Annotated in this window: 1 protein-coding gene; it reads right to left on the bottom strand. The window is 50.7% G+C overall.

Annotated elements, in window-relative coordinates; all coding sequences use genetic code 11:
• Positions 1 to 82 precede the first annotated feature (82 nt).
• Positions 83 to 286: a serine protease inhibitor gene (locus tag L5876_RS14575; protein ID WP_236957087.1), complete on the bottom strand. Its 204-nt coding sequence runs from the start codon at positions 284 to 286 to the stop codon at positions 83 to 85.
• Between the last annotated feature and the right edge of the window lie 71 nt (positions 287 to 357).

Below are 357 nucleotides of genomic sequence, written 5' to 3'. Positions count from 1 at the left end.
TGCACTTCCGGATGTAGAACAATGCCTATTTAGTTCTTTTCACACCACCATGAAACAGAATGGTCGGAGGTCTGGCTCACGGCTATCCAGTTCGAGGCACACTGACCACTTTGCTGTCATTGTCGACGAAGATACGGACTCTGTTAGGGCGGAAGTCAAGTGTGCACGGATCGCGCTCCCCCTTTATCTCAACATAGGCGTCTGGTCTGTCTTTCAAAACCTGTTCCTTTGCCTCTTCACCCGTCTTTCCAACAAGCTCCGGCCATTCCTGCTTCTGCGTCGCCATCTTGGTTTCTTAGCCCAGTCTTCACGAAACAAGGAGCAAACTCTGAAGTTTCGAGAGTTCACGACCACGAC

This window comes from Hyphobacterium sp. SN044 (genome assembly GCF_021864465.1).
In the GTDB taxonomy this organism is placed as follows: domain Bacteria; phylum Pseudomonadota; class Alphaproteobacteria; order Caulobacterales; family Maricaulaceae; genus Hyphobacterium.
The sequence above is the reverse complement of the archived record's forward strand: the minus strand, read 5'-3'. Positions and strand labels throughout refer to the sequence as shown.

What these genes read in the sequence shown, in the direction of transcription:
- L5876_RS14575 (WP_236957087.1), bottom strand. Translation starts at nt 286, where the DNA reads ATGGCGACGCAGAAGCAGGAATGGCCGGAGCTTGTTGGAAAGACGGGT.